Below are 1,238 nucleotides of genomic sequence, written 5' to 3' on the forward strand. Positions count from 1 at the left end.
AATCCGCAGATTCAACTTCAAATACTGCAGATTATTTAAAACAGGATAGCCTACAAATTATCAGAGCCTTGGGTGGATCAAATAATATAGAAGATGTAGATGCTTGTGTGACACGTTTACGTGTAGCTGTAAAAGAAGTTAATCAAGTTGATAAAGCGCTTTTAAAACAAATTGGTGCAGTTGATGTCTTAGAAGTGAAGGGTGGCATTCAAGCAATCTATGGAGCAAAAGCAATCTTATATAAAAATAGTATTAATGAAATTTTAGGTGTAGATGATTAAGTACTTACTGACTTAATAAAAAACAGAGGAGAGTGATGGATGAGTAGGATGAAATGAAATCGCATATAAGAAATAAAGAACTCATTATCCAAGTTGGATACGCTTATTACATAGGAGAATACAGATGAAATTTAGAAAATTAGCTTGTACAGTACTTGCGAGTGCTGCGGTTCTTGGTCTTGCTGCTTGTGGCAATTCTGGCGGAAGTAAAGATGCTGGCAAATCAGGTGGTGACGGTGCCAAAACAGAAATCACTTGGTGGGCATTCCCAGTATTTACCCAAGAAAAAACTGGTGACGGTGTTGGAACTTATGAAAAATCAATCATCGAAGCGTTTGAAAAAGCCAATCCAGATGTAAAAGTGAAATTGGAAACCATCGACTTCAAGTCAGGTCCTGAAAAAATCACAACAGCTATCGAAGCTGGAACAGCTCCAGACGTACTCTTTGATGCACCAGGACGTATCATCCAATACGGTAAAAACGGTAAATTGGCTGAGTTGAACGACCTCTTCACAGATGACTTTGTTAAAGATGTCAACAATGAAAACATCGTACAAGCAAGTAAAGCTGGAGACAAGGCTTACATGTATCCAATTAGTTCTGCCCCATTCTACATGGCAATGAACAAGAAAATGTTAGAAGATGCTGGAGTTGCAAACCTTGTAAAAGAAGGTTGGACAACTGATGATTTTGAAAAAGTATTGAAAGCACTTAAAGACAAGGGTTACACACCAGGTTCATTGTTCAGTTCTGGTCAAGGGGGAGACCAAGGAACACGTGCCTTTATCTCTAACCTTTATAGCGGTTCTGTAACAGATGAAAAAGTTAGCAAATATACAACTGATGATCCTAAATTCGTCAAAGGTCTTGAAAAAGCAACTGGCTGGATTAAAGACAATTTGCTCAATAATGGTTCACAATTTGACGGTGGGGCAGATATCCAAAACTTTGCCAA

Annotated in this window: 2 protein-coding genes; both read left to right on the forward strand. The window is 38.1% G+C overall.

Features of this window, described 5'->3' with window-relative positions:
• Positions 1 to 281 (forward strand): PTS sugar transporter subunit IIB (locus DCM90_RS09705; protein WP_165815271.1); only part of this gene is annotated, 281 nt, incomplete at its 5' end.
• 124 nt (positions 282 to 405) lie between these two features.
• A partial coding sequence (locus DCM90_RS09710) for an ABC transporter substrate-binding protein (RefSeq protein ID WP_133244345.1) occupies positions 406 to 1,238 on the forward strand: 833 nt, incomplete at its 3' end.

The sequence above is a fragment of the Levilactobacillus bambusae genome (genome assembly GCF_003124125.1).
Taxonomy (GTDB): Bacteria; Bacillota; Bacilli; order Lactobacillales; family Lactobacillaceae; genus Levilactobacillus; species Levilactobacillus bambusae.